Here is a 20,875-nt window from a genome sequence, read left to right on the forward strand (position 1 = left end):
CGCTTCGCGATCATTCGTGGAAGGCGCAGCAAAAGTCCGCTTCCCCATAGCCGACTTTCGTCATAAAATCTCATGCTGCGGCGCGGCTTTCAAAAGGCGGCCATAGTCGGAAGAGGTTGAGCTTTGGGTAGTTGGCGTCCAGCAAGACGCAATCAGCCGATCAACAGTTCTGTCGCGTTTTGTCTGATCCGATCCTTAACATCTGGCAAACCCGCGCCATACGCTTTAGCGATCAATCGGATTGCACCAAGCACGTCACCTGGGGTCTTATCAGACTGAAAAGGGGCATCCGTTTCGGTTAGGATTCGTTCAATGGGAACGGTTTCAAGTAAGTTTTGCCCCCGTGGAACCAGCAACATCTGTTCGTTAACAGAAAAGTAACAGCCTAGGTCCAGAGCCCTTCTGATCTCTGATCCCGAGGCATTAAACCAATGCAATACCGGAACACATGTGCGATGTGCGCCCGTTCGTTCTATAACGTCAAGAACCTGTCTGGCAGTCCGAACACTGTGAATGCTGATCACCTTATCGCCGAGCTTTGCACATAGCATCATCACGCGTTCGAACACCAATTTCTGGCGTTCGAATGAAGGGTAGAACCGGCGCCCCGCATCCAGACCGACCTCACCAACATATCTGGTCGAGTGAACGAGTTCTTCGAATAGAGAGAGCTCCGGCGCGCGCTGCGCGACAAGCTGCGGGTGCATTCCAAGGGCTGCATGCGCAAAGCGCCTAGTACGGGCCATCTCGGCGTTTCGGGCAAACGCCTTGGGTGTCGTCGTTACCGCCAGGGTCAGGCACCGCTCGGCCTCGCAGCGAGCATACTCTGCCTCCATGTTTTGATAGAGGTCGAGGTGACAATGAAAGTCGACAGGACCGGTTCGACTCTCATCCCACATGCTTCGCTCTCACGCCCCTGAGGATCTCCGACACTTCTTCCATCCCTCGCCGATAAACGCCTACGTACGCGTCCAGATCGTCATGGTTGAGAGGGCCAGGCTTTTGCACCAGAAACCGCGCACGCCCGGGGTTTTGCCGCAAATTCTCGGCGGCAAACATGAAGGATCTGATATTCTTCCCGTCGGCCGACTTCGAGTCCAGAACACTTCCCTTCAGATCATCCAGAAAGTACTGTGTGGTGTCCGTTTCAACCAGTCCTGCTGCGAGTGATGCGCGACGGATCAGGCAAGGGACGCAACGCCCACAATGCTGGGGCTGCGCCCCCTCGAAACGGACCTGCGCGGGGTGAGAACAAGACATTGAAGCCGGGGCCAATTCGGCCAGAAGGTCGCGATCTTTGCACTCTCTGGCCATCTCTCCCTTCGTCTTGAAGCGATAGGGGTTTTCCAGCGTCACGTCGATGCCCAGTGCGTTGACCAGTTCTGACATTGACCGGATAAAGTGGGGGTGGGCCGTTCGTGTGCTAAGCGATCCGAGCCTGTGCGCGTCCATAGGTACGTTCAGAGCGATTAAACCATTTTCGGGGATTAGCACCTTGTTTGTCGAGGCGACGGCATCCGCCGCAACCACGGCAAGACTATAGAACAGGAAGGAACGCGCCCTCTGATTGTTGTCACTTCCAGCTTCGGCAAAATCCAATTTTCGAAAACCAATATAGGCCCGGACGGATTCGAACGCATCGCCGTGTCGTTCCTTCAATACCTCGAGTAGCTGCCGTTGCGCGCTGGATGCCTCCCCGTCCCAGTAGTGGCTGACCAAGAGCGGGCGCTGTCCAGAGGCGAGCAGGTCGATCGCACCAATGAGACTATCCAATCCGCCTGAGAACAGGCTTACTTGCGTGAAGTCTGTAAGATCCATCTTCTCGGGTTGTTTCGTGAAGGTTTGGAAATTATTGGGCCGATGCCGAAACGTGAAGCTCCAATGATCGCCGGTCAAGAATTTCAGCATTTGGGACAGATGATCTTGCTGGTTCTTCCAGAACCCTGCCTCCGCCACAGGAACGTTGAGGTCGATCATTCGTGTCCAGCCGTCGTCCGCGTACCGTTCGCGTGAGACCCCGGTGTCGGCGGCGTAAACCGCAGCCGCCAAGATCATGAGGTCGACCGCGGCTTCGCTCGGTTTCGCTCCTAGCTTGAAAAGCCGGTCGAGCAACTGGCCTAGTCCCCTATCGAGAGCGCCGAAATTATCGATCATATCAATGGTGATGTCAGCGGCGTCATAAGCAGGCTTTACATCGTCGCGCCCCAAACGGACGAAGATCTTTCGTTTCATTGCATAGTCTCCAGGACGGCTCCGAGCATGTCGAAGGTATCGGTATAAACTTCAGAAATGCTTCGGTCGATTTCGGTTTGTGTAGGACGCGAACCAACATCGAACCTGCTGCCAAGCGCGTCCCTGACCCTCCCTTGCGTGAAGTCTCGCGTGATCCGCTCCGCCTCCCGAAAATCGGCATCGGAGGCGGAACCGTGCAAAGCATTCGTGCCAATCTCGTTTAAGACTTTGGTCACCACGCTTCTGGTGATCACGTCACATAAAAACTCATCAAGTTGATCCATTGAAAGTTCATCGAATGCGCCCGGGTCATCTTCCGCGACCTCTGCGATCGCTTCGAGCATCGCATCACGGGCGATCGATTCATCGATTGTTCCGCCATCAGGGCAGATTACTTCCGCGACGGCTTCGAGGACCTCCGCGGCCGGTCGACCCGCCAGCTCTTGAAGATTGAAGCGTGCAAGAGCCGCCTCGGCTCCTTCGTTCGCGACTGCGCTCGCGAGCCCCGCGATACCTGACGCCACCCGAGTGGAATGAGGCATTCGTCGTGCAGCACCAGCCCCCCCGCCAGCGGCTTTGACGTAGCCCTTTAACGCCCGTCCGAGCGATTTGTTGCCGCCGCCGTTCGTAAAACGGGTAAACTGTCCGCGTGGATAGGATAATGCGCCGCCAGCGGCTGCGGCCACTGGTGGTTGTTGCGCTTCTCCGCTATTTTCGCCCTCGCTCCCGTTTGAGGTTTCGGTGTCAGACCCGTCGTTTCCACCCTGATTGGAGTCGTCTTCACCTCCGCCCGCGCCCGGCTCGACATCGTCGACCCAATCTGGAACGAGCCCGGATGCGGGCCCACCGTACGAACTCGAAGTTCCCATTACCCCGTCTTCTTCCCGTGGCTACGCCGCCCGCCACCCGCGGCGAGCTGGAGCGGTTTGTTTTCATCGAGAGTGGCCCAATCCGCCTTCAGCTTGGTGAACTCTCGCTTGGCTTCCGTTCCGGTAAACACCTTATCCCAACCCGTGGCTGCCCACGGTCCTAGCTGACCGCTTGGCAGGTCAGCTAGTAGGCGAACGGTCGGTGTCTGGAGATGGGCGGAAATCTTGCAAAGTTCGGCAAGGCCTTCGATACCACCCGGCCGTTTTTTCAGATCCGTTGCAGCACGGATCCTTGCGGCCACCACATCAAAAATCTGTTCGATCTCCCCGGGCGTGAGTTTTGCGATTTCGACCGCGGCTGCTCGCGCGCCCAATGTGCTGCCACATAGCTTCTCTATCCAGTCTTCTTTCAAAGCAAGATTGGATCCTGCTGTGAAGAGCGCTTTGCGATCTCGAGACACGAACAAATACGGACGCAAATCCTCATCGGCGAGAGAGGGTGTTACCTGAGCCCATCGTCTAACCCATTCGCTATTGAGAAATTCGTCCTCCGGAGCCTTTGCGGTTTGACCCACGTCCTTGGCGGCGCTCGGTTTCTCCGGCTTTTCAGACTCTTCTTCATCTTTGCGCAACGCCTTCTCCAAAACTGCTATGGTTTTGGAGGAGCCGCTCACCGCCGCCTCGGCCTCGAGGCGTTCGAAAAACTCGACTTTGAATCGTTCTGCGAGCATCAGCTTGGCGAGGACGGCGGAGTTCACGTCGTCTCCGATCCCGCGTGCGTCCGCGATCGCAAGACGGAGGTTTAGCGTGTTTAGAAACCTCTTGATTTGCCTCGGATTGCCTTGAGCTCCTTCGGCCAGTGGCTGCGCCAGTTGATCGGCGAGAATGAGCGCATTTTCCAGTTCCGCCGAGACCGCTCCGATATGCTTCTCGATCACGCCACGGCTTAGTCCGATCCCATCCCATGGGCGTCTCAACGCTTCGCGCCCCAATTCGAGAAGAGCCTCGAACTCGGTTGAATTGGTGTCGAGGGAGCTTCCGGCCACGAGGAGTGTCAGGTAAATCTTGGTTTCGAGGTATCCCAGCGGAGGCAGGCGGAACGGAACCTGAATGAGCTTTTCAAGGTAGTTGCGGGCGTAGGTGGAAGGGCCCGACGAGAGTGGCAGGTCTGGGAAGTGGGACCTGACGGCGTATTCGATCATCCCCTCGTCGGCGGCAATTACGAAGGCGGCGCCAGGGACAAACAGAAACAGTCGTATTGCCTCAAGGGTTTCGATCGCGGTTGCTGGAAGGCAGCGGTCCAGATCGTCAACGACAACGACGAGGCGATCTATATCTGCGGCCACGAGCAGCTCCGCGAACTCTGACCTGAACGCATGTATGTGAGCGGGCAATGTTTCAGCCTCAGGATCGCTTAGACAGTCTGTGACATCTTTGACGTACCCTGTCATGTCTCCAACGGTCAGATCTGTACCGCCGGCGAGAAGTTTCTTCCCCTGTTCCACGAGGCCGCCGAGCATGTCCGGGGATGGAATACCAGTGAGCCCGGTGAGGGCTAGGCCACCCGCCTTGGAAGCAACCTTCATCAGATCGACGCGCTTCAACAGTTTTTTGGATGCGTCTTTCAGCTTTGTCGTGAGCGCCCGATCCTGCAACAACTGTTCGACGATCGTTTCGATGACGACTGTCTTGGCATCTTCGAGGCCCTGAAATAGCCAGCCGTTGAACCGAACGACTGATGTGCGATCATCCTCGGAGAACGCATCTTCCAGCATTAGCAATACGCTCGACTTTCCCGCGCCCCAATCCCCGTGAACGCCGACCGTCAGAGGTTCGTCCCCCGAGTCTCTGATCACTTTCGCGACCGTTGCGGAGACGGCTTCGGAGTAGATCATGTCAATGGCGGTCTCGTTATCAGGAATAATCATGAAAGTATTTTTCTATGTTATTGGGCGAATTCGAATTAGTTACTGCAAGATTACCCCAGATTGAGTGATTTGAAAGGTGCAACTTAAGACTGCACTTTCTGAAGCCAGCACTTAGTGAGGCGAATGGCCGCAAACCATAATTAACCTGATCTGGTCGTTTGTGCAGCGAAAGTCGGCTTTCCACCCGTTGAACCGCGAAGGCGGGAAACGCTGCGATAATTGATGTCTCCGCGCTTCCCGCCTTCGCTACCGTGGATAACGTTGTCGGGCGCCTCGCAGATTCTCATCTTAGTTGTCGCGGCGTTCTCAAGTGAGCTGTCGCGCTATATTTGACAGGATGTGGGGTGAGGAATGACGAACAGAACATATTTTGGCCTTCCGGCAGCTGATTAACATCCTAATCCGGCAGCGCATGTCATTCATTGGATTTCAGGATGTTACAGGATGCTGTCCTGATCTCATCGCAGGAATTGGATTCGGTTCAGGGAATCAGTTCTCCGGGCTGCGCCGCCGCCTCGGGATTGTCATGGTTCCACAACAACCAACCTTGTATCGTCGCAGGACTGAATCGATGCGTGCCAAGCGCAGCCTCGAATTCAGCGGCTGCGGCGAGGTGATCGGGGAAAAACCGATCAAACAAGGCGCGAGCAGCGCTTGCTCCGACCAGCCCCAGCTCCACATGCATATCAGCACGACCGGGACGGATCAGCGCGGGATCCAATCTTTCGAAGTGATTGGTGGTCATGACCAGGGCCCGCCCTTCTTGAGAGCCGACCCCGTCAATTGCGTTCAGAAGGCCTGAGAAACTGACACCGTGTCGCCGCTCTCCCGCGTCTCGTCCCGTGAACACCGAGTCCACATCTTCGATACTGATCAGGCAACGGCGAGGCGCGGACATCAACCCTTCACGCAGGTCCTCATCGGTGATGTTGCTGCGACTGATGTCGAGGGCCGCAATATCGAGATCGAGCTCCGAAGCCAAAGCCCGTATCAAACTGGATTTCCCAGTGCCGGGCGGGCCATGGAAGAGATAGCCGCGCCGCCACGGGACACCGCGTACCGAATACCATTCACTGGCATCATAGAACCAGCGCATGTCATCGAGAACACGTTGTGCCTGGTCATCTTCGACGATCACGGCGGCGATGGATCGACGGGGGATTTCGCCAACATCATCCCAATACCCTTCTTTGAAAACATGAAGCATTGGGCCTCGACGGTCGCGCGTTGCGGCGATGTGTGCACCTTCCGCGATCCAGTCTTGGATGGTGGAAAGGGCCCCGAACAGCATGCCGATTTCCAGTGTTTCCATCGGACGTTGACGACTGGCTCCACCCACGCGGGATTTCTCGTCTATCTCGCGGCGCAGATAGCAGAGGCTGCCGCCAAAGACGAACCAGTGACGGCCGGGCGCAGGAGCGTAGTCAAGGGTGCCATTGCTCCATTCGTTATCGGTGGCCCGCACATGCTTAACCTCGGTCAAAACTCTGTTCGTTTCCATCCACAGGCAGAGGTGACGATAGGCTGCGGACCGGTTGTCGATGGTCAGCCGGACCCAGGCACGGCGCGATACCAATCGCCCCACCAGCATCATGATAACGCGCGCCGCAGCCATGACGATCCCGATGCTGCCAAGTGCGATGCCGCCGACGAAGATATCATTCAGCATCATTTCACCCAGCCATATTTGAAAGCTATCAAACATGGTGCCCCTCAAAGCCGTATCGGGTATTGAAATCAGCCGACCGAAGAGCCGAGATCGATTTCAACGCGCATTCGTGGGTCGGGCCGAAAGCGACGAACAAAATCGTCGTTTCTCGCGCGCATAGGCGTCCGGTTGCGACCGGATGTTCAATTAGGAAGCGGACCACTTCCCCCGGGCGGTTTGCGTTGGAGAAGAGGTCCATGGAAAGTTTGTCCATGGTGATATCTCAAAGTCGGGGGCGATTGGGCCGATTTCTTGCCGGACCGAAATTCACCCTGCTTGCAGCGAATTATGCGGGAAGCTGCCCGAGGAGGGTGAAGCTGATGATTGTCATGTACTTTTACCCTCCTTTCCTTTGAGGTATTTCAATGTGGCCTTTGTGAACCAAGCAAGCCAGATAACGGCCTCAGACGATTCGATCCAACTGAGAATTGACTTGTAGGTCAGGAGCGTTGCAAACAAGCAACAATTGAATCTATTGCGGCGCCAGACTGAATCCGTTGATACAGCACCTCAATGAAAATCCCGGCTCGGGAACAGCTTCTTCGCTTGCTCCCTGGGATGTCGGGCGGATAACCGAACACCGCCACCGGTTCTGTGCCGTAAGCTACCCGCATTGCGGATATTGGTCACGCCCTTGTCGGTGCGCCTGCCCTCCAGGAACTTCGCCGGCGTCGGCATACCCCATCGCGCCATCGCAAGCTGCCAGCCGCCAGAAGTGCCATGCCGGAGGATCGGCGCGGAATAATCCGGTTAGATGCCCGGCTCTGGCGGCAGGTCGCCGGTGACATCCTCGACCTCGTCGTCCAGCACGTCATCGACGAAGACGCGACGCATTGCGTCTTGGCTCTTGGTCTGGGAGTAAAGATTGTACATCGGCGGCACTCGCGAAGAATCGGGGGCAGGTTCGGATGGGAAGGAACAATGCCAGAACGAGGCGGGCGTAGGAAGTGGGGTGCTTGGGCGACGTTCAGCATGATGGCTTGTTCGGATTTTGGGAGGAGCCTCGCAGCAAAACATCGAGCCGCCGCGAAAACCGGCATCAGTGCGAGGGAATTTCTGCATGATCATTCGACCAGACCCCGTAAATGAGCGATTTTTCGCCTATCTTATCGCGCTGAATTTGAGGGTTCCGCCACAGACAGCAGGTGAAGTAAAAGGACACCACTGAACCCCTAAATTTCGGGCAATTGGGTCGGTCGAATCAGAAAGTCTTTGATAAGTATGGACTTGCCTGTCTAATCTAAGCTACGGATTTTACGGGATATTGTTTGGGAGTATTCTATTGGTGGTATTCAAGGCGCAACAGTCCGGCGCGCGATCACATTCCCCGGTCCGACATATCCGAATCGTGCGCTTGACTTGGTGATTCGCGTGCGGCAGCGTGGTGGTGAGCTTACAATAAAGCTGTAACACAGGCGTTTTCAAATGAGGATCAACCGCATTTTCGACATGCACGATCCCGTGGATCGAGCAGACCTGATCCGGCTCAAGCTTCGAGACGCAGGGTTTACAGCAGCGCAAATCGCAGAAGAACTTGACGTTTCACGAACAACGGTAGGTGATGTCATTTGCTCGCGACGATCAAGCCGGAGAATCCGGCAATTCATCGCAGACCAAGTCGATCATCAAGTCGATGTTCTGTGGCCCCGACATAGGAAAAATAAAAATGAAGAACTGATCTAAAAAGGCTGACGAGCCCCGACTAAGTCGGTCAAAGCCCCAGATGTTCAGTATCAGTGATCCCTGACATAGTGAACATCTTCCCAACAACCGTTATCTCAATTCGCCGTCTGAGCTACAGACGACGGAACAGAGGAATATTATCGGAGAAGCTCCAGCAAAGCCAGAAGGCCCGCCTTGCGTGCCGCCGGAACCTGCACTTATGCCAGCGGAAACCGCTTCTCCACAACTCTTTCCAGTTCAACTTATGAGGGGGCACAGCAGATGAGCTAGCAGAATAAGAAACGACCCCGAAAGCTGTCGCTTACGAGGCCGCCAATCGATTGGATCTCGATGGTTCATCCTCCTGCGACAGTTCCTGAAAGTCAAGACCGAGCGCCGCTCTTTGCGGCCTTCGCTCCCTTTTTGTTCTCACAAAGGAGAAGCGCCCTTGGGCGAATGCCTAAACTTGCGCCATTCGTCGGGCCAGCACAGCATGAACTATCCATCCTATATTCGGCCGCTGCCGAGCCGGGCAACAAGGAAACCTGCCGCGAGATCCAAAGCCAGCTCGCGCGGCCATATCCCGGGCCAGACACGACAAGATGGTCATCTCCGGTTGCGCTATTTTGAAAGCAAACAAGAACAGAACGTTCTTTTTCAACTTCTTGCGCATCAAGATGTAATGGACATCTGGGACCAGCCACCACCCGTGCATTTTCGGGACGCCGAGGGCCGGCGCAAGACGCATACGTTCGACTACTTGATCACGCTTACAGGTGGCCGTCGCATTGCGATAGCTGTCAAACCTGCAGCCGTAGCTGAGCGTCAAGGTTTTCGCGAAACTCTGCAACGGGTCCGGGCTGCGACGCCGCTCAGATTCGCCGATGAGGTCGTGCTAATTACGGAGCAGAATTACTGCCCCTCTGCTGCACGCAACGCTCAGAAGCTGCACGACTTTCGCCGAACCCCGGATCCCGAAGCCGACAAGATCGTTACGGAACTGGTCCATGACATGTCTAGCCCAACCTCGATTGCCGAGCTTGTTCAGCGATCGGGACTCGGTGGCCGTGCCTTCCGTGCAATCTTTCGCGCCATCTTCGCCGGCATCCTCCGTACAGTCGATAGCGGCGACATTCTTCCTTCCACGCTTATTATGCAGGAGATTGGCCAATGACCCGTCATTTCCGTGTTAGCGAAATCGATAGCCTTTTAATCGCTGGTGCCGAACACCGGCTTCTGAAAAGTGACCGTAACGGTTCGATCTGGACTCGGCTCGACGATCCGTCGATTTGCCTGTCCTTCAGTGGCGACGAGTTTCTGAAATTGCTTTCGCGACCCGATGTTCGGCTCCGGCGGGGTGCCTTCTCTGATCAGACCGCATTCCGCAAACTGCGTTGCGATATCAATTATCTGCACACGCTACCGGCGCAAGACCGTTCTCGGATTCTCTGGCAGACCACTTGCGCCAACGTTTTTCTCGAAGCAGAGGCCCGAGGTGAAACAACGCGCTCCGAACGGGCAGTCCAAACTATCCTACCCTCTCTGGAAGATCGGGTGCGTGAAATTGAAGAAAGCGGCCAGGATGTTGGTCGCACCCCGCGTGCTGGTCAAAAATTTGAACGGCGCCGTTTCCCATGTGCTCGTTGGCTTTTGCAATGGGTCAGGATGTATGAAGCTGGCGGGCGCAGCCTCTTGTCTTTTTACGCAAGCGGCGCCCTGATATTTCTGTTCGAAAACTGTTCGCCGAAGCAGAAGCCATCCTCGCCGAATGCGTAGCCGGTTATCTTGATCGCAACCAGCCCACCCAGCAAAAGATCATCGAAAACGTTGGGGATCGCTTTGCAGAAATCAATTCCGGACGGGTCGCGGCCGGAAAACCGCCACTGCCTGTACCGTCGGCCCGTACAGTTCGACGCCGTATTCAGGCCCTGGATCCGTTCGAAACTGTGGCACAACGCAGAGGAATCGATGCTGCAAGGCGGAAATTTGGCTTTTACGAAAACGGGCTCGCCGCCGACTATCCGCTTCAGCGTGTCGAAATGGATGAGTGGCAAGTTGATATTTGCTCGTTGTTTAACGAGAGTGGCGCGTTGGACGGGCTGTCGCATGAGGACCGGGCAAAGTTCGAGGTTGGTCGCCGCTGGATCTATGCCGCCGTAGACTGCGCCACTCGGGTGGTGCTTGGCTTTCGCATTGTCGCAAATCCAAACGCCGACGACGCGATCAGGACCCTACACCTTGTCACGCAGGATAAAACTCCCATAGCTGAAGCTGCGGGTTGTCAATCCTCGTGGCACCAATGCGGCGGCATTGGCGTTTTGGTAACCGATCAAGGATCCGCCTTCGCATCCGATCGATTTCGCTCCGCAGTTGTGGACCTCGGAACTACCTACGAAGCGCCCCCCGCCGGGGTTCCAAAACTTCGCGGCCGAATCGAACGTCTGTTTCGAACCTTTGGTCAACAACTCGCTCCTATGTTGATTGGTCGCACCTTTAGCAACCCGACGCAGCGCGGCGACTATCCATCGGAACATTGGGCAGCTCTGACTGATGACGAATTGGCGCAGATTCTCACATTGTTCATTGTTGATGTGTATCACAATACGCCGCACAGCGGACTCAAGGGCGAAACGCCGGCAAATGCGTGGAAAAGGCTTTCTGCGGAACAGGGAGTAACGCCGCCTCCCGATGCCAATCATCGCCGTGCGATCTTCGGTATCCCGCTCGACCGCAAGCTTGATCGACATGGAATTCGAGCATTCGGAATCAACTATACCTGTCCGCAAATGCAGGAGGCACTACTGCGCGGTGCGAGCGGCAAGCTTCCCATTCGAGTCGATCCGGAAGATCTGACGCATGTTTCGGTCTGTATCGGCCATGAATGGTTCAGTGCGGCGGCGGTCTCGCGGTCCGTGTGGGGGCTGAGCCTTGGTGAATGGCTAGAAATCGCGCGCAATCTTCGGCTGCGTTTCCGAGAAGAGGCGACGCTTTCGGAAGGCATAATACGAGAAGCGCGAAAAAAGATTCGAGAGATTGACGCTCGTGCCCGACAGCTCAGGAAAGTGCAGCCGCACCATTTCACCGCCGAGGCCCTCGACAAGTATGAGAAGCAGCTTTTCACCGGTCTCCGCATCGGTCCGGAAGGCTCGGCGGCATCGGGCGATCTCGAGCGGCCGGTTGGCCGAAAGCGGCCCGGTCCCGACGATCTCCTTGCTGACGTTATCGAGACCGACAAGCCGCTGCCGGAATACCGAGTTGGAGGAACCGACAGCGAATCGAACGATGAGGATGGCGAAGATTGGACTTTCGATGACTGATCAATTGCCCACCAATATCCCGCGGCGCATTCTTGCGCTGCGGGCCATATTCTCAACCAATCGAGCTTATCGGCAGTTTGAGGAGCGTTTCCGCTACTTGCTCGAGCGGCGGCGTGCCGAAATTGCGGCTGGCGTAATCGCGGAGGCGCGCTGCGTCGCATTGATCGGGGCATCGGGTAGTGGCAAGACCACTGCTGTGCGACACTTGATCACGACGCAGACAGACCTGATTTCAAATGATCCGGAAACTGGACGAATGGATGTTGCGAGTCTGTCCGTACCTACACCGGCAACCTTGAAATTCGTCGGCCAGACCACGCTTGCGGCACTTGGTTTCCCCTTGCGAAGGGAGAAAACTGCCCAAACAATCTGGGACATGGTGAAGGATCACCTCGCTGCCCGCCGGACGCTGTTCCTACATTATGACGAAGCCCAGGATTTGTCCCGGCATCAGACCCCAAAAGAATTAAATTCGGTAGTCACGACCTTGAAATCCCTAATGCAGCACCCAGTTTGGCCGGTCGGTCTGATCTTGACTGGGACCGAGGAACTCAAAACAATCGTCAATCATGATGCCCAACTGGCGCGTCGCGTTTACCCGGTCGAGTTTCCACGGCTCAATCCGCTACTCGACACAGACCGCGTCATTCACCTGTTAAGTCACTATACCGAACGGGCCGGCATGTCGGTAGGTGATGATGTCGCAACCACCGAATTCGCCGCGAGACTGATTCATGCAGCAGATCGAGAATTCGGGCTGTTGATCGAATTGGCCATCTCTGCATTGGAAGAAGCTATGCGAGCCGAGGCCGAAAAGCCGGAGGTTATTCATTTCACGCACATGTTTCGCAAACGTGCGGGTTGCATTGACGGCTTAAATCCATTTGTCGCAGGGGATTTTGAACGCATCGACTGCCGACGACTTCTCGATCGTGGAGGAGAGACATGACTCACTTGGCGCTGACCTTTCCGTCTTCGCCACTGGAGATGCCAACCTCATATCTATCCAGGCTGGCTGATCGCAATCTATCTCCAGACCTTTGGACCTTTTGCCTTGACCTCGGGTTGGATTTTCCGGCGATTTCTAGAGGCGATCCGGCTTCCGTTACCGACATCTGTGCTTTGGCGAACATTCCTGCAGAAAGTTTCGAGGGTCGCACGGTCATCAAAACCTCAAGCATGAAGTATCAACTTGGCAACGAGGTGATGAACACCGAAACACTGGCGCGTGGAGAAATCAGATACTGTCCGGTTTGCATTTCCGATTCACTCGAAGGAGGGGGTTGCTCCTGGGAAGTTATTCACGAATTGCATTGGCAATTCATTCATATCCGAAGGTGCTGGCGCCATGGCGTTGCATTGCAAAGCCACCGTACAATGGTGGATGCGTCATCGCGATATGATTTCACGGCCTTTGTTCGTGACGCCGGATATGACTTCTGGCAGCTACCAAAGCCGACTCCCGCCGAAGCGGATGAACTTGATACTTATCTGACCAAGCGTGCTTACGGCACCCATGAAGAAAACTGGTGCAACCGCCTGGAGATTCCCGCATTGATCAAAGCATGCGAAGCCTTCGGTGTGCTAATTGATCACGGGCGGGATATGCACGTCTCTGCTCTCGAAACTGATCAGCGGCGTAACGCGATGCTGACGGGGTTCCGGATTCTCAACCAGGGTTCCGACGGAATTTGCCAAGCACTCGACCGCTTCAACCGGCGAACACCGTCGCGTGGCGGGAACCAACCGCATCCCAGCAATGGTGCGGTTCAACGGTTGCTCGGTTCTCACGCCAAGCAGCGTGCGGATCTCAACCCTATTCGTGATGTCGTGCGCGAATACTTCCTCGACCACTACCCTTTCCGATCGGGCACGACGGTCCTTGGCCAGAAAATCACTGAAACTCGGGTATTCTCAATTCGCGGAGCCTGTCGCGAGATCGGCATCCGGCGGTCGCTACTGGAAGAAATCCTGATCCGTCGTGGCCTCGCATATCGTGATGACGCAGGACAATTTAATCTTGAAACCGTCCTGAAGCGGACGCTCATCGAAGAAATCAAACGTGATAAGCATGATTATCTCGACCAGAACCAGACTGCAGATTTACTCGGATGCAGCTATGTCATGATCAAGAAACTCCAGCGCGCAGGGATTCTGCGCCCGGCGGAAGGTGAAAATCGTCGGAGGCCGAAGGGATTCTATCGCCCTGCTGTGCTGGATTTCCTGACCCGATTGGGTGTCAATGCTGAACGTACTGAAGCAACAGACCCACGACGCTGTACCCTTGAATTGGTGGCGCGGAAGCTCAATTGCGGCGTGCCGGATGTCGTGCAGTTAATGCTGGAGGGCAAGATACAAGCGGTAGGTCGTTTGACTGATGAGCTACGTTTGGACTCGCTCGTAGTTTCGATCAAGGATGTAGCACAAGCTCTCAATTTTACAGAGCCAAACGGTTTTTCCATGAAAGAGGTAAGGCGCCGTCTGTTCATCAACGCCCGGACACTCGATTATCTTGTGGAAAATCACTTCCTGGAAGTGAAGCGGATGCGCCACAGCGTCACGCGTGCAACTCGAGACTATATAACGGCAGACTCGATGTCATCATTCACGGCGTCTTTCATTACGGCTGGCATGTTCGCTCGAGAAAATGGTCTCAACGGGAAGCACGGCGCCAATTTGCTCCGAAAGTGGGGTCCCAAACCAATCAATTCCGATCCTGGCCTTCGCTCAATATTTCGTCGTGAAGAACTGCAGACCATCTCCTTCAAACGCGAGGAATGAACGATAATGAGCGTCCGTCGTCCCCGCTCTGCCGCTGCGAAGCAGTGAGAGATAGTGATGGGATTTGAAGGATCACTCGATGTCGTCGGCGGTTTTGGTCGGAGGAGGAGAAACGGTGGTTCGGTACGCAGACCCGGCATCAGCTTGGACGACGTGCAGAGCCACCTCCCGATCTCTGTCGTCTGAGGGCTTCAAATGCGCCCATCGCTCTTGCGATCGCTACTTCTGCCGCGTGCAAATCGAACCCTAATCTCGCTTCCGGATGGTCGGTGAAATCGAGCAAAACTTCAAATACCGCGTCGCATTCGCGGGCGAGGCGCAGGAGATGATAACCGCTAGGGCTTCCTGAACCGTTCATCCAGGTCCTGGCGCTGCGGTCACTAACACCTGTCCAACGCATAATTGTCTTTACAGCCATACCAGTTCCGCCCAACTCGCCGCGCAGCGCATTGCTGATCTGCACGATATACTCGGCCTCTGTTGGTGCACGCTGCATTTTAGGAAGTTTTCTACCGCTATTGGGAAGCATTCTTCTGCTCCTTTCGGGTTAATGCTGTTCTGCGGATTAAGCGGCGCAGCCACCAGGGCCGGCGATGATCATTAAGTGGAACAACGGCAGTGACGAGCACCCTGCGACCGAGCCGCAGGGCATACCGGCTGCCGAATATGTCCGTATGTCAACCGAACATCAGCGGTATTCGACCGATAATCAGACTGCGGTTATTCGTAGATATGCTGACGAACGCGGATTCCGCATCGTGCGTACTTACGCTGACGAGGGACGGAGTGGCCTCACCACTGGCGGCCGGCCCGCTCTACAGAAGATCTTCGATGACATTGACAACGACCGCGTCGACTATCGTGCTTTGCTTGTCTACGATGTTAGCAGGTTGGGCCGATGGCAAGATACCGATGAGGCAGCCAGTAACGAACTTCGTTGCCGGCGTGCAGGCATCGCGGTCCATTACTGTGCCGAGCAGTTCGAAAATGACGGCAGCGTCGGCTCCTCAATTATCAAGACCGTTAAGCGCGCAATGGCAGGCGAATACAGTCGGGAGTTGTCGGTCAAAGTCTTCGCAGGGCAATCAAACCTTATTCGTTTGGGTTTTCGTCAGGGCGGCACTGCGGGTTTCGGGTTGCGACGCCTCCTAGTGGATCAGCATGGGGCGGAAAAAGAGCAACTCGAACAGGGACAACAAAAGAGCATTGCCACCGATCGCGTGATCCTCGTTCCCGGCCCCGAGGCCGAGGTGCAAGTCGTGCAGGAAGTTTACCAATTATTCGTTGAGGGTTGCAGAGAATCTGACATCGCCGGCGTGCTGAATGCCCGTGGTATACTTACCGATTTCGGTCGACCGTGGACGCGCGGGACAGTTCATCAGCTTCTGACGAACGAAAAGTATATCGGTAACAATGTTTGGGCGCGGACCTCGTTCAAATTAAAGAATCAACATGTGTCCAACCCTCGTGAGGCTTGGGTCCGCGCGGACGGTGTGTTCACGCCTGTTGTCGATCAAGAATTGTTCGATAGGGCGCAGGCGATCATCACAGCGCGTGCACAGCATATGAGTGATGGAGCCATGCTGGAGATCCTGCGAGAAATCTTCGAACGCAACGGAATGTTGTCCGGATTGATCATCGACGAGTTCGAAGGAGCGCCTTCAAGCAGCTCTTACCGTACCCGCTTCGGCGGACTGCTCCGGGCTTACGCTTTGGTCGGGTTCTCACCCGACCGGGATTATCGTTATATCGAGATCAACCGGAAGCTGCGCGCACTTCATCCGACGGTAGTTGACGAAGTTCTTGCCGGTTTGCGCCAGGCAGGGGGAACGGTCACTCAGGATCCCCTAACAGACATCCTGACGATCAATGACGAATTCACCGCAACGATCGTTATTGCCCGGTGTTTTCATACGTCAGCGGGCTCCTTGCGGTGGAAGCTGCGGCTCGACACCGCGTTGAAACCTGATCTGACCGTCGCTGTGCGCATGGATGCGGACAATCATGAACCCCATGATTTTTATTTGCTACCGAGGTTGGACATGAGAACCGCGCTGCTCAGGTTGAGCGAACACAACGGTTTATCGCTCGACGCGTATCGCTTCGCTTCATTGGATAGTTTTTACGCGATGGCCGCGCGGCGGCCGTTTCCGAGGGCGGCATGATGGGTGCCCGGCCTGCACAGCGCGTCGAGTGGATCCCAATTGAGCGCATCAATGTCCTCAACCCTCGCCTTCGGAACAAGCGAGTATTCAAGGAAATTGTTGAAAATATTTCAAAAATTGGTCTGAAGCGGCCAATTACGGTGACCCGTCGGATGGAAGCTGGCGGTCCCTATTATGATCTCGTTTGTGGACAAGGGCGGCTTGAAGCCTATCAGGCACTTGGCCAGCAGGATGTACCTGCGCTCGTGGTTACTGCGGATGCCGAAGATTGCATGATAGCGAGTCTGGTCGAAAACTGTGCCCGCCGTCAGCATAAGGCAATCGACTTGCTGCGAGATATTGGTGCCATGCGCGAGCGCGGTTATTCGTCAGCTGATATTGCCAGAAAAACCGGCTTGTCGACGGAATATGTCAATGGTGTGGCTCATTTGCTCGAAAAAGGAGAGCAACGCCTCCTGAGTTCGGTGGAAGCCCGAACGGTTCCTATTAGCGTGGCCGTGGAAATCGCGGAGTCTGGCGACCACGATGTCCAGCGAGTGTTGCAGGACGCCTATGACAAGGGGCTTCTGCGAGGCAAGCGTTTGCTGGCAGCCAAGAAATTGGTCGAGACTCGTCGTCGTCGGGGTAAGGGCCTTACTGCACAAAAATCTTCGGCAACAAAGCGCTTGTCCACCGCTGCTTTGATGAAGGCTTATCAGGAGGAAGCCGAGCGCAAGCGCGACATGATCCGGCGAGCCAACGCTGCCCGCGACAGATTGGTTCTGATCATCGAAGCCTTCAGGCGGCTTTCACATGACGAGACCTTCATAGGAATACTTGAGGATGAAGGGCTTGCGATCATGCCTGAGCGCATCGCCACACGCTTGGCGGAGGCCCGGGAGACACGGATATGACAAGGAAACAATCCGCACCTCAGGTGAAAATCGGCTTTGAGGAAACCAGCCTGCGGATATCGATTGATGCCATACTTCCGCTGCACGAAATCTCTGAAAGAGTTCGAAAGTCGGTCAAATATAGTCAAATCGCCGCGTCGATTGCGGAGGTCGGCATTATCGAGCCTCCAGTTATCGTTCGTGACCGCGATGATAGGGATCGGTTCCATCTCCTCGACGGTCATTTACGTATCGACATCCTTAAAAGTCGCGGTGAGACCGAGGTTGTCTGCCTGATTGCACTTGACGATGAGGCTTTCACTTACAACAAGCGTGTCAGCCGGATCGCGATCATCCAAGAGCATAAGATGATTTTGAATGCGATCCGCAAGGGAGTTTCCGAGGAACGGCTGGCGCGAGCGCTAAATGTCAATATCGCGAATATCCGCATGAAGCGGAACCTGCTTGTTGGTATTTGTCCCGAAGCAGCCGAACTTCTACGCGATAAGCACGTTCCGATTAGCGTGTTCACAGAGTTGCGCTACCTGAAGCCCATGCGGCAGATAGAGGCGGCGCAATCGATGATTACGATGAACCGCTACTCCACAGGCTATGCCCGCTCTCTCGTTGCGTCGACACCAGAAGACCAGTTGGTTGAAGGTCGCGAGCGACGCCCGCGCGGCCTAACCGAAGAGCAAATCGCGGTAATGCAGCGCGAATCGGAGAATCTAGACCGAGAGTTCAAATTGGTCGAGCAGAGCTATGGCGCAGACCAACTCGACCTGGTTCAGGCTGTTGGTTATGTGAACCATTTGCTGGGAAACGCTCGCATCGTCAGGCATCTTGCGCAGCATCATGCTGATATCCTCACTGAACTACAGAAGATTGTAGACATGTTGGAGGCCGCATGAGGTGGCCCAAAGTGATATTTCTCCTCCGAATAAGGATTTCACTCTGCACTTTGTTGGACCGGTTTTCATGTGTCAGGATTACCGGAAATTCCGCAGCGGCAGCCCACTCCGTGTTTTGCCCTGGCGGTAGCTGACAGCACATAGCCTCAAGACGGATCAGCTTCCACCACTATACCAACTCGATACTGGCCAGGAAAGACAGGCGGCGTATCTCTGCCTTGTCATCCGCTTCGCTACGGCTTTTCGGAATGGCAAAGGAAGTTTTTCTTGGCAAAAAAGGAAGAAATGGTGAGCAGCATCCCGGCTAACTATTTGATTCTTCTTGTTCTGTAAGGAAGAATTACGTGGCAATCCACAACTTGGGGGGCAGCGCAGTTGTGGGATCGGCTGCGGGGGGAGCCCGCGCGGTCACGGCTGCCCGGAATGTCCGCTCAAAAGGTGGAAAGCGGCATCCATATCGATACGACAAGAGCGCCTTGAACGCTGTGCGGCCTGGTCCGGTGACGGGTTCCTTCCGGTCCCGGACCAGGCCTGGATGTCTCGGCTCAGCCGATCGTCGCGCCGTCTTCGCGCCAGACCGCAATCACGGAAGAGCGGGGTTTGCCTTCGCCATCCGGCCAGGAACCGCCGGGATGCTGGATGCCGACGAATGCAACCTTGCGGTCCGGCGACCAGGTCAGACCGGTCACTTCGGCACCATTCGGCGCGGTCAGGAAGCGGGCGATTTCACCCGTCTCGGGGTTGCCGACAAGCATCTGGTTGTTGCCCATGCCCGCGAAGTCACCCTCGTTGCTGTCATCGCCATCGGTCTGAATCCACAGCATCCCGTCCGAGGAAAATGCCATGCCGTCCGGCGAGTTGAACATATTGCCGGAGGTTACATTGTCGGAGCCGCCATAGGTGTTGTCATAGACCTCGGGATTGCCGGCCATGACGTATAGATCCCAGGTGAAGGTATCGGCGCCGTGATCCTCGTTCGCGGGGCGCCAGCGCAGGATCTGGCCGTATTCGTTGGTCTCTCGCGGGTTGGGCCCATTCACCGGCATCGCCTCGCCGCCTCGCTTCGAGTTGTTGGTCAGGGCACAATAGGCCTCGACCCGTAGCGGGTTGGCGGCAATCCACTCGGGACGGTCCATGGAGGTGGCGCCCGCAGCCGAAGCGGCCAGCCGGGAGAAGACCAGGACTTCCTCGATGGTCATGCCGGTGGTTTCCGGCGTCAGCGGAAGCCATTCCCCGGTCAGGTCCTCGTTGAACCTGGCGGCGTAAAGCGTGCCGTCGGACATCAGCCCGTCGGTCGGCTGTCCCTCGGACCAGGTGCCGTTCGAGACATAACGATACATGAATTCACCGCGTTCGTCGTCGCCCATATAGACCACGATACGACCATCCGTCGCCTGCACCATCTCGGCGTTTTCGTGCTTGAAGCGGCCAAGGGCAGTGTGCTTGACTGGAGTGCTTTCGGGGTCCGTCGGGTCGATCTCGGTCACCCAGCCATGGCGGTGAGGCTCGTTCGGTTCCTTCGACAGATCGTAGCGCTCGTCGTATTTCTCGTAGGCATAGCGGCTTTCGCCACCGATGCCGTAGCGGACGAACCCATCGGTCTCCTCGAATTCACCGGTGGCGCCGAAATAGCCATTGAAGTTTTCTTCGCAGGTCAGGTAGGTGCCCCAAAGCGTCTTGCCGGAACCACAATTGTTCATGGTGCCCTTGGGGGACATGCCCTCGGGATCGGCATTGGTCTTGACCAGATCGGAACCGGCCGCCGGGCCGTCCATTGTCATCTGGGTTTCGTGGGTGATACGGCGGTTATAGGGGCTGTCGAGAACGACCTGCCAGCCGTTATCATCATTCGCGATTTCCAGAACGGTGACACCCTGCATGTTCTTGAGCAGCATCACCTCATCCGCGTTTTGCGGCACACCTTCCGAAGCGGCAGGCAGGTTGGTCTCGGGGTTCACATATTCCGAGTTGATGGCGAGCAGCACATGGCCTTCATCCTCGAAGGTTTCCATCCCGTCGGTATTCTCTCCGAACACCTTGTCCGACATGGCGACCGGAACCCCGGTTTCGGGAGAATAGGCACCCTCGGCTTCGGAAAACAGCGCCTGCCCCCATTTGACGAGCGGCTGCCACTGGTAGCCTTGCGGGACATGGACATCGAAATCGGTAGAGATGCTGATCGGTTCGAACGCAAAGGCAGCAGCCTGGGCCCGCGCCGAGCTTGCCGAGCCGAGCACGCCGGAGCCGAACACCATCGCACCCGACCCGAATGCAAGCGCACCACCGAGGAAGCCCCGGCGCGAGATGGCCGCCTCGACCACGCGGTCAAAATCGTTTTCGGCAGAGCGCGGGTTGCGCAATTCATCGAACTCGTCCCAGGACAGGTGCACGGTCGATTTAGGGTCCATCTTGAAGTTCCTCGCTTGATCC

At 55.9% G+C, this 20,875-nt stretch carries 17 protein-coding genes; 8 read left to right on the top strand and 9 right to left on the bottom strand.

Annotated features, from left to right (window positions below; genetic code table 11):
• Positions 1 to 152: 152 nt before the first annotated feature.
• From qatD to A7A09_RS21740, 7 genes are all read right to left on the bottom strand, one after another.
• Positions 153 to 899: a Qat anti-phage system TatD family nuclease QatD gene (gene qatD, locus A7A09_RS01315; protein ID WP_106689601.1), complete on the bottom strand. Its 747-nt coding sequence runs from the start codon at positions 897 to 899 to the stop codon at positions 153 to 155.
• Entirely contained in the window at positions 889 to 2,232 is a 1,344-nt protein-coding gene (gene qatC / locus A7A09_RS01320; RefSeq protein WP_106689603.1) for a Qat anti-phage system QueC-like protein QatC, read from the bottom strand. Before qatC ends, qatD begins: the two co-directional genes overlap by 11 nt.
• The gene (gene qatB / locus A7A09_RS20480) at positions 2,229 to 3,101 is read right to left on the bottom strand and encodes a Qat anti-phage system associated protein QatB (protein ID WP_148043599.1); all 873 of its coding nucleotides are present in this window, start codon (positions 3,099 to 3,101) and stop codon (positions 2,229 to 2,231) included. Before qatB ends, qatC begins: the two co-directional genes overlap by 4 nt.
• Positions 3,101 to 5,029, bottom strand: a complete 1,929-nt coding sequence (gene qatA / locus A7A09_RS01330) for a Qat anti-phage system ATPase QatA (RefSeq protein ID WP_106689607.1) — start codon at positions 5,027 to 5,029, stop codon at positions 3,101 to 3,103. The genes qatB and qatA overlap by 1 nt, the downstream gene beginning before the upstream one ends.
• Before the next feature lie 481 nt (positions 5,030 to 5,510).
• Positions 5,511 to 6,734, bottom strand: a complete 1,224-nt coding sequence (locus tag A7A09_RS01335; RefSeq protein ID WP_106689609.1) for an AAA family ATPase — start codon at positions 6,732 to 6,734, stop codon at positions 5,511 to 5,513.
• Positions 6,727 to 6,951, bottom strand: a complete 225-nt coding sequence (locus A7A09_RS20970) for a hypothetical protein (protein ID WP_106689610.1) — start codon at positions 6,949 to 6,951, stop codon at positions 6,727 to 6,729. The genes A7A09_RS01335 and A7A09_RS20970 overlap by 8 nt, the downstream gene beginning before the upstream one ends.
• Before the next feature lie 536 nt (positions 6,952 to 7,487).
• A complete protein-coding gene (locus tag A7A09_RS21740; RefSeq protein WP_281277315.1) occupies positions 7,488 to 7,610 on the bottom strand; it encodes a hypothetical protein in 123 nt (40 codons plus the stop codon).
• Between the two features lie 1,282 nt (positions 7,611 to 8,892).
• Between A7A09_RS21740 and A7A09_RS01355 the strand changes: the two genes are divergently transcribed.
• The 5 genes from A7A09_RS01355 (at position 8,893) to A7A09_RS01370 (ending at position 14,497) form a co-directional block, all read left to right on the top strand.
• Positions 8,893 to 9,573: a PDDEXK family nuclease gene (locus A7A09_RS01355; protein ID WP_123225467.1), complete on the top strand. Its 681-nt coding sequence runs from the start codon at positions 8,893 to 8,895 to the stop codon at positions 9,571 to 9,573.
• A complete protein-coding gene (locus tag A7A09_RS20975) occupies positions 9,570 to 10,175 on the top strand; it encodes a hypothetical protein (RefSeq protein WP_211341007.1) in 606 nt (201 codons plus the stop codon). The genes A7A09_RS01355 and A7A09_RS20975 overlap by 4 nt, the downstream gene beginning before the upstream one ends.
• 170 nt (positions 10,176 to 10,345) lie before the next feature.
• On the top strand, positions 10,346 to 11,716 hold the full coding sequence (locus A7A09_RS20980; protein ID WP_211341008.1) for a TnsB C-terminal domain-containing protein: 1,371 nt from the start codon (positions 10,346 to 10,348) through the stop codon (positions 11,714 to 11,716).
• The gene (locus A7A09_RS01365; RefSeq protein ID WP_211341009.1) at positions 11,688 to 12,665 is read left to right on the top strand and encodes a TniB family NTP-binding protein; all 978 of its coding nucleotides are present in this window, start codon (positions 11,688 to 11,690) and stop codon (positions 12,663 to 12,665) included. The genes A7A09_RS20980 and A7A09_RS01365 overlap by 29 nt, the downstream gene beginning before the upstream one ends.
• Positions 12,662 to 14,497 carry a TniQ family protein gene (locus A7A09_RS01370; RefSeq protein ID WP_106689616.1) on the top strand — a complete coding sequence of 612 codons (1,836 nt, stop codon included), beginning with the start codon at positions 12,662 to 12,664 and terminating at the stop codon, positions 14,495 to 14,497. Before A7A09_RS01365 ends, A7A09_RS01370 begins: the two co-directional genes overlap by 4 nt.
• 139 nt (positions 14,498 to 14,636) lie before the next feature.
• Here A7A09_RS01370 and A7A09_RS20485 read toward each other — a convergent pair whose 3' ends face one another.
• The gene (locus tag A7A09_RS20485; RefSeq protein WP_147391963.1) at positions 14,637 to 15,026 is read right to left on the bottom strand and encodes a hypothetical protein; all 390 of its coding nucleotides are present in this window, start codon (positions 15,024 to 15,026) and stop codon (positions 14,637 to 14,639) included.
• Positions 15,027 to 15,090: 64 nt separating this feature from the next.
• On the opposite strand from A7A09_RS20485, the gene A7A09_RS01375 reads away from it, so the two are divergent.
• The 3 genes from A7A09_RS01375 to A7A09_RS01385 are packed head-to-tail and all read left to right on the top strand — an operon-like array spanning position 15,091 to position 18,445.
• A complete protein-coding gene (locus A7A09_RS01375; protein WP_106689618.1) occupies positions 15,091 to 16,662 on the top strand; it encodes a recombinase family protein in 1,572 nt (523 codons plus the stop codon).
• Positions 16,659 to 17,555, top strand: a complete 897-nt coding sequence (locus A7A09_RS01380; protein WP_232845092.1) for a plasmid partitioning protein RepB C-terminal domain-containing protein — start codon at positions 16,659 to 16,661, stop codon at positions 17,553 to 17,555. The genes A7A09_RS01375 and A7A09_RS01380 overlap by 4 nt, the downstream gene beginning before the upstream one ends.
• Positions 17,552 to 18,445, top strand: coding sequence for a plasmid partitioning protein RepB C-terminal domain-containing protein (locus tag A7A09_RS01385; RefSeq protein WP_106689619.1), 894 nt, complete (start codon positions 17,552 to 17,554; stop codon positions 18,443 to 18,445). Before A7A09_RS01380 ends, A7A09_RS01385 begins: the two co-directional genes overlap by 4 nt.
• A 545-nt stretch (positions 18,446 to 18,990) precedes the next feature.
• On the opposite strand, the gene A7A09_RS01390 is transcribed toward A7A09_RS01385, so the two are convergent.
• Positions 18,991 to 20,853, bottom strand: a complete 1,863-nt coding sequence (locus A7A09_RS01390) for a PhoX family protein (protein WP_106689621.1) — start codon at positions 20,851 to 20,853, stop codon at positions 18,991 to 18,993.
• Between the last annotated feature and the right edge of the window lie 22 nt (positions 20,854 to 20,875).

This window comes from Paracoccus methylarcula (assembly GCF_003007735.2).
Classification (GTDB): domain Bacteria; phylum Pseudomonadota; class Alphaproteobacteria; order Rhodobacterales; family Rhodobacteraceae; genus Paracoccus; species Paracoccus methylarcula.

What these genes read in the sequence shown, in the direction of transcription:
- A7A09_RS01365 (WP_211341009.1), top strand. Translation starts at nt 11,688, where the DNA reads ATGGCGAAGATTGGACTTTCGATGACTGATCAATTGCCCACCAATATC.
- qatB (WP_148043599.1), bottom strand. Translation starts at nt 3,101, where the DNA reads ATGGGAACTTCGAGTTCGTACGGTGGGCCCGCATCCGGGCTCGTTCCA.
- A7A09_RS01370 (WP_106689616.1), top strand. Translation starts at nt 12,662, where the DNA reads ATGACTCACTTGGCGCTGACCTTTCCGTCTTCGCCACTGGAGATGCCA.
- A7A09_RS20975 (WP_211341007.1), top strand. Translation starts at nt 9,570, where the DNA reads ATGACCCGTCATTTCCGTGTTAGCGAAATCGATAGCCTTTTAATCGCT.
- A7A09_RS01380 (WP_232845092.1), top strand. Translation starts at nt 16,659, where the DNA reads ATGATGGGTGCCCGGCCTGCACAGCGCGTCGAGTGGATCCCAATTGAG.
- A7A09_RS01355 (WP_123225467.1), top strand. Translation starts at nt 8,893, where the DNA reads ATGAACTATCCATCCTATATTCGGCCGCTGCCGAGCCGGGCAACAAGG.
- qatC (WP_106689603.1), bottom strand. Translation starts at nt 2,232, where the DNA reads ATGAAACGAAAGATCTTCGTCCGTTTGGGGCGCGACGATGTAAAGCCT.
- A7A09_RS21740 (WP_281277315.1), bottom strand. Translation starts at nt 7,610, where the DNA reads ATGTACAATCTTTACTCCCAGACCAAGAGCCAAGACGCAATGCGTCGC.
- A7A09_RS20485 (WP_147391963.1), bottom strand. Translation starts at nt 15,026, where the DNA reads ATGCTTCCCAATAGCGGTAGAAAACTTCCTAAAATGCAGCGTGCACCA.
- A7A09_RS01390 (WP_106689621.1), bottom strand. Translation starts at nt 20,853, where the DNA reads ATGGACCCTAAATCGACCGTGCACCTGTCCTGGGACGAGTTCGATGAA.
- A7A09_RS01335 (WP_106689609.1), bottom strand. Translation starts at nt 6,734, where the DNA reads ATGTTTGATAGCTTTCAAATATGGCTGGGTGAAATGATGCTGAATGAT.
- qatD (WP_106689601.1), bottom strand. Translation starts at nt 899, where the DNA reads ATGTGGGATGAGAGTCGAACCGGTCCTGTCGACTTTCATTGTCACCTC.
- qatA (WP_106689607.1), bottom strand. Translation starts at nt 5,029, where the DNA reads ATGATTATTCCTGATAACGAGACCGCCATTGACATGATCTACTCCGAA.
- A7A09_RS20970 (WP_106689610.1), bottom strand. Translation starts at nt 6,951, where the DNA reads ATGGACAAACTTTCCATGGACCTCTTCTCCAACGCAAACCGCCCGGGG.
- A7A09_RS01375 (WP_106689618.1), top strand. Translation starts at nt 15,091, where the DNA reads ATGATCATTAAGTGGAACAACGGCAGTGACGAGCACCCTGCGACCGAG.
- A7A09_RS01385 (WP_106689619.1), top strand. Translation starts at nt 17,552, where the DNA reads ATGACAAGGAAACAATCCGCACCTCAGGTGAAAATCGGCTTTGAGGAA.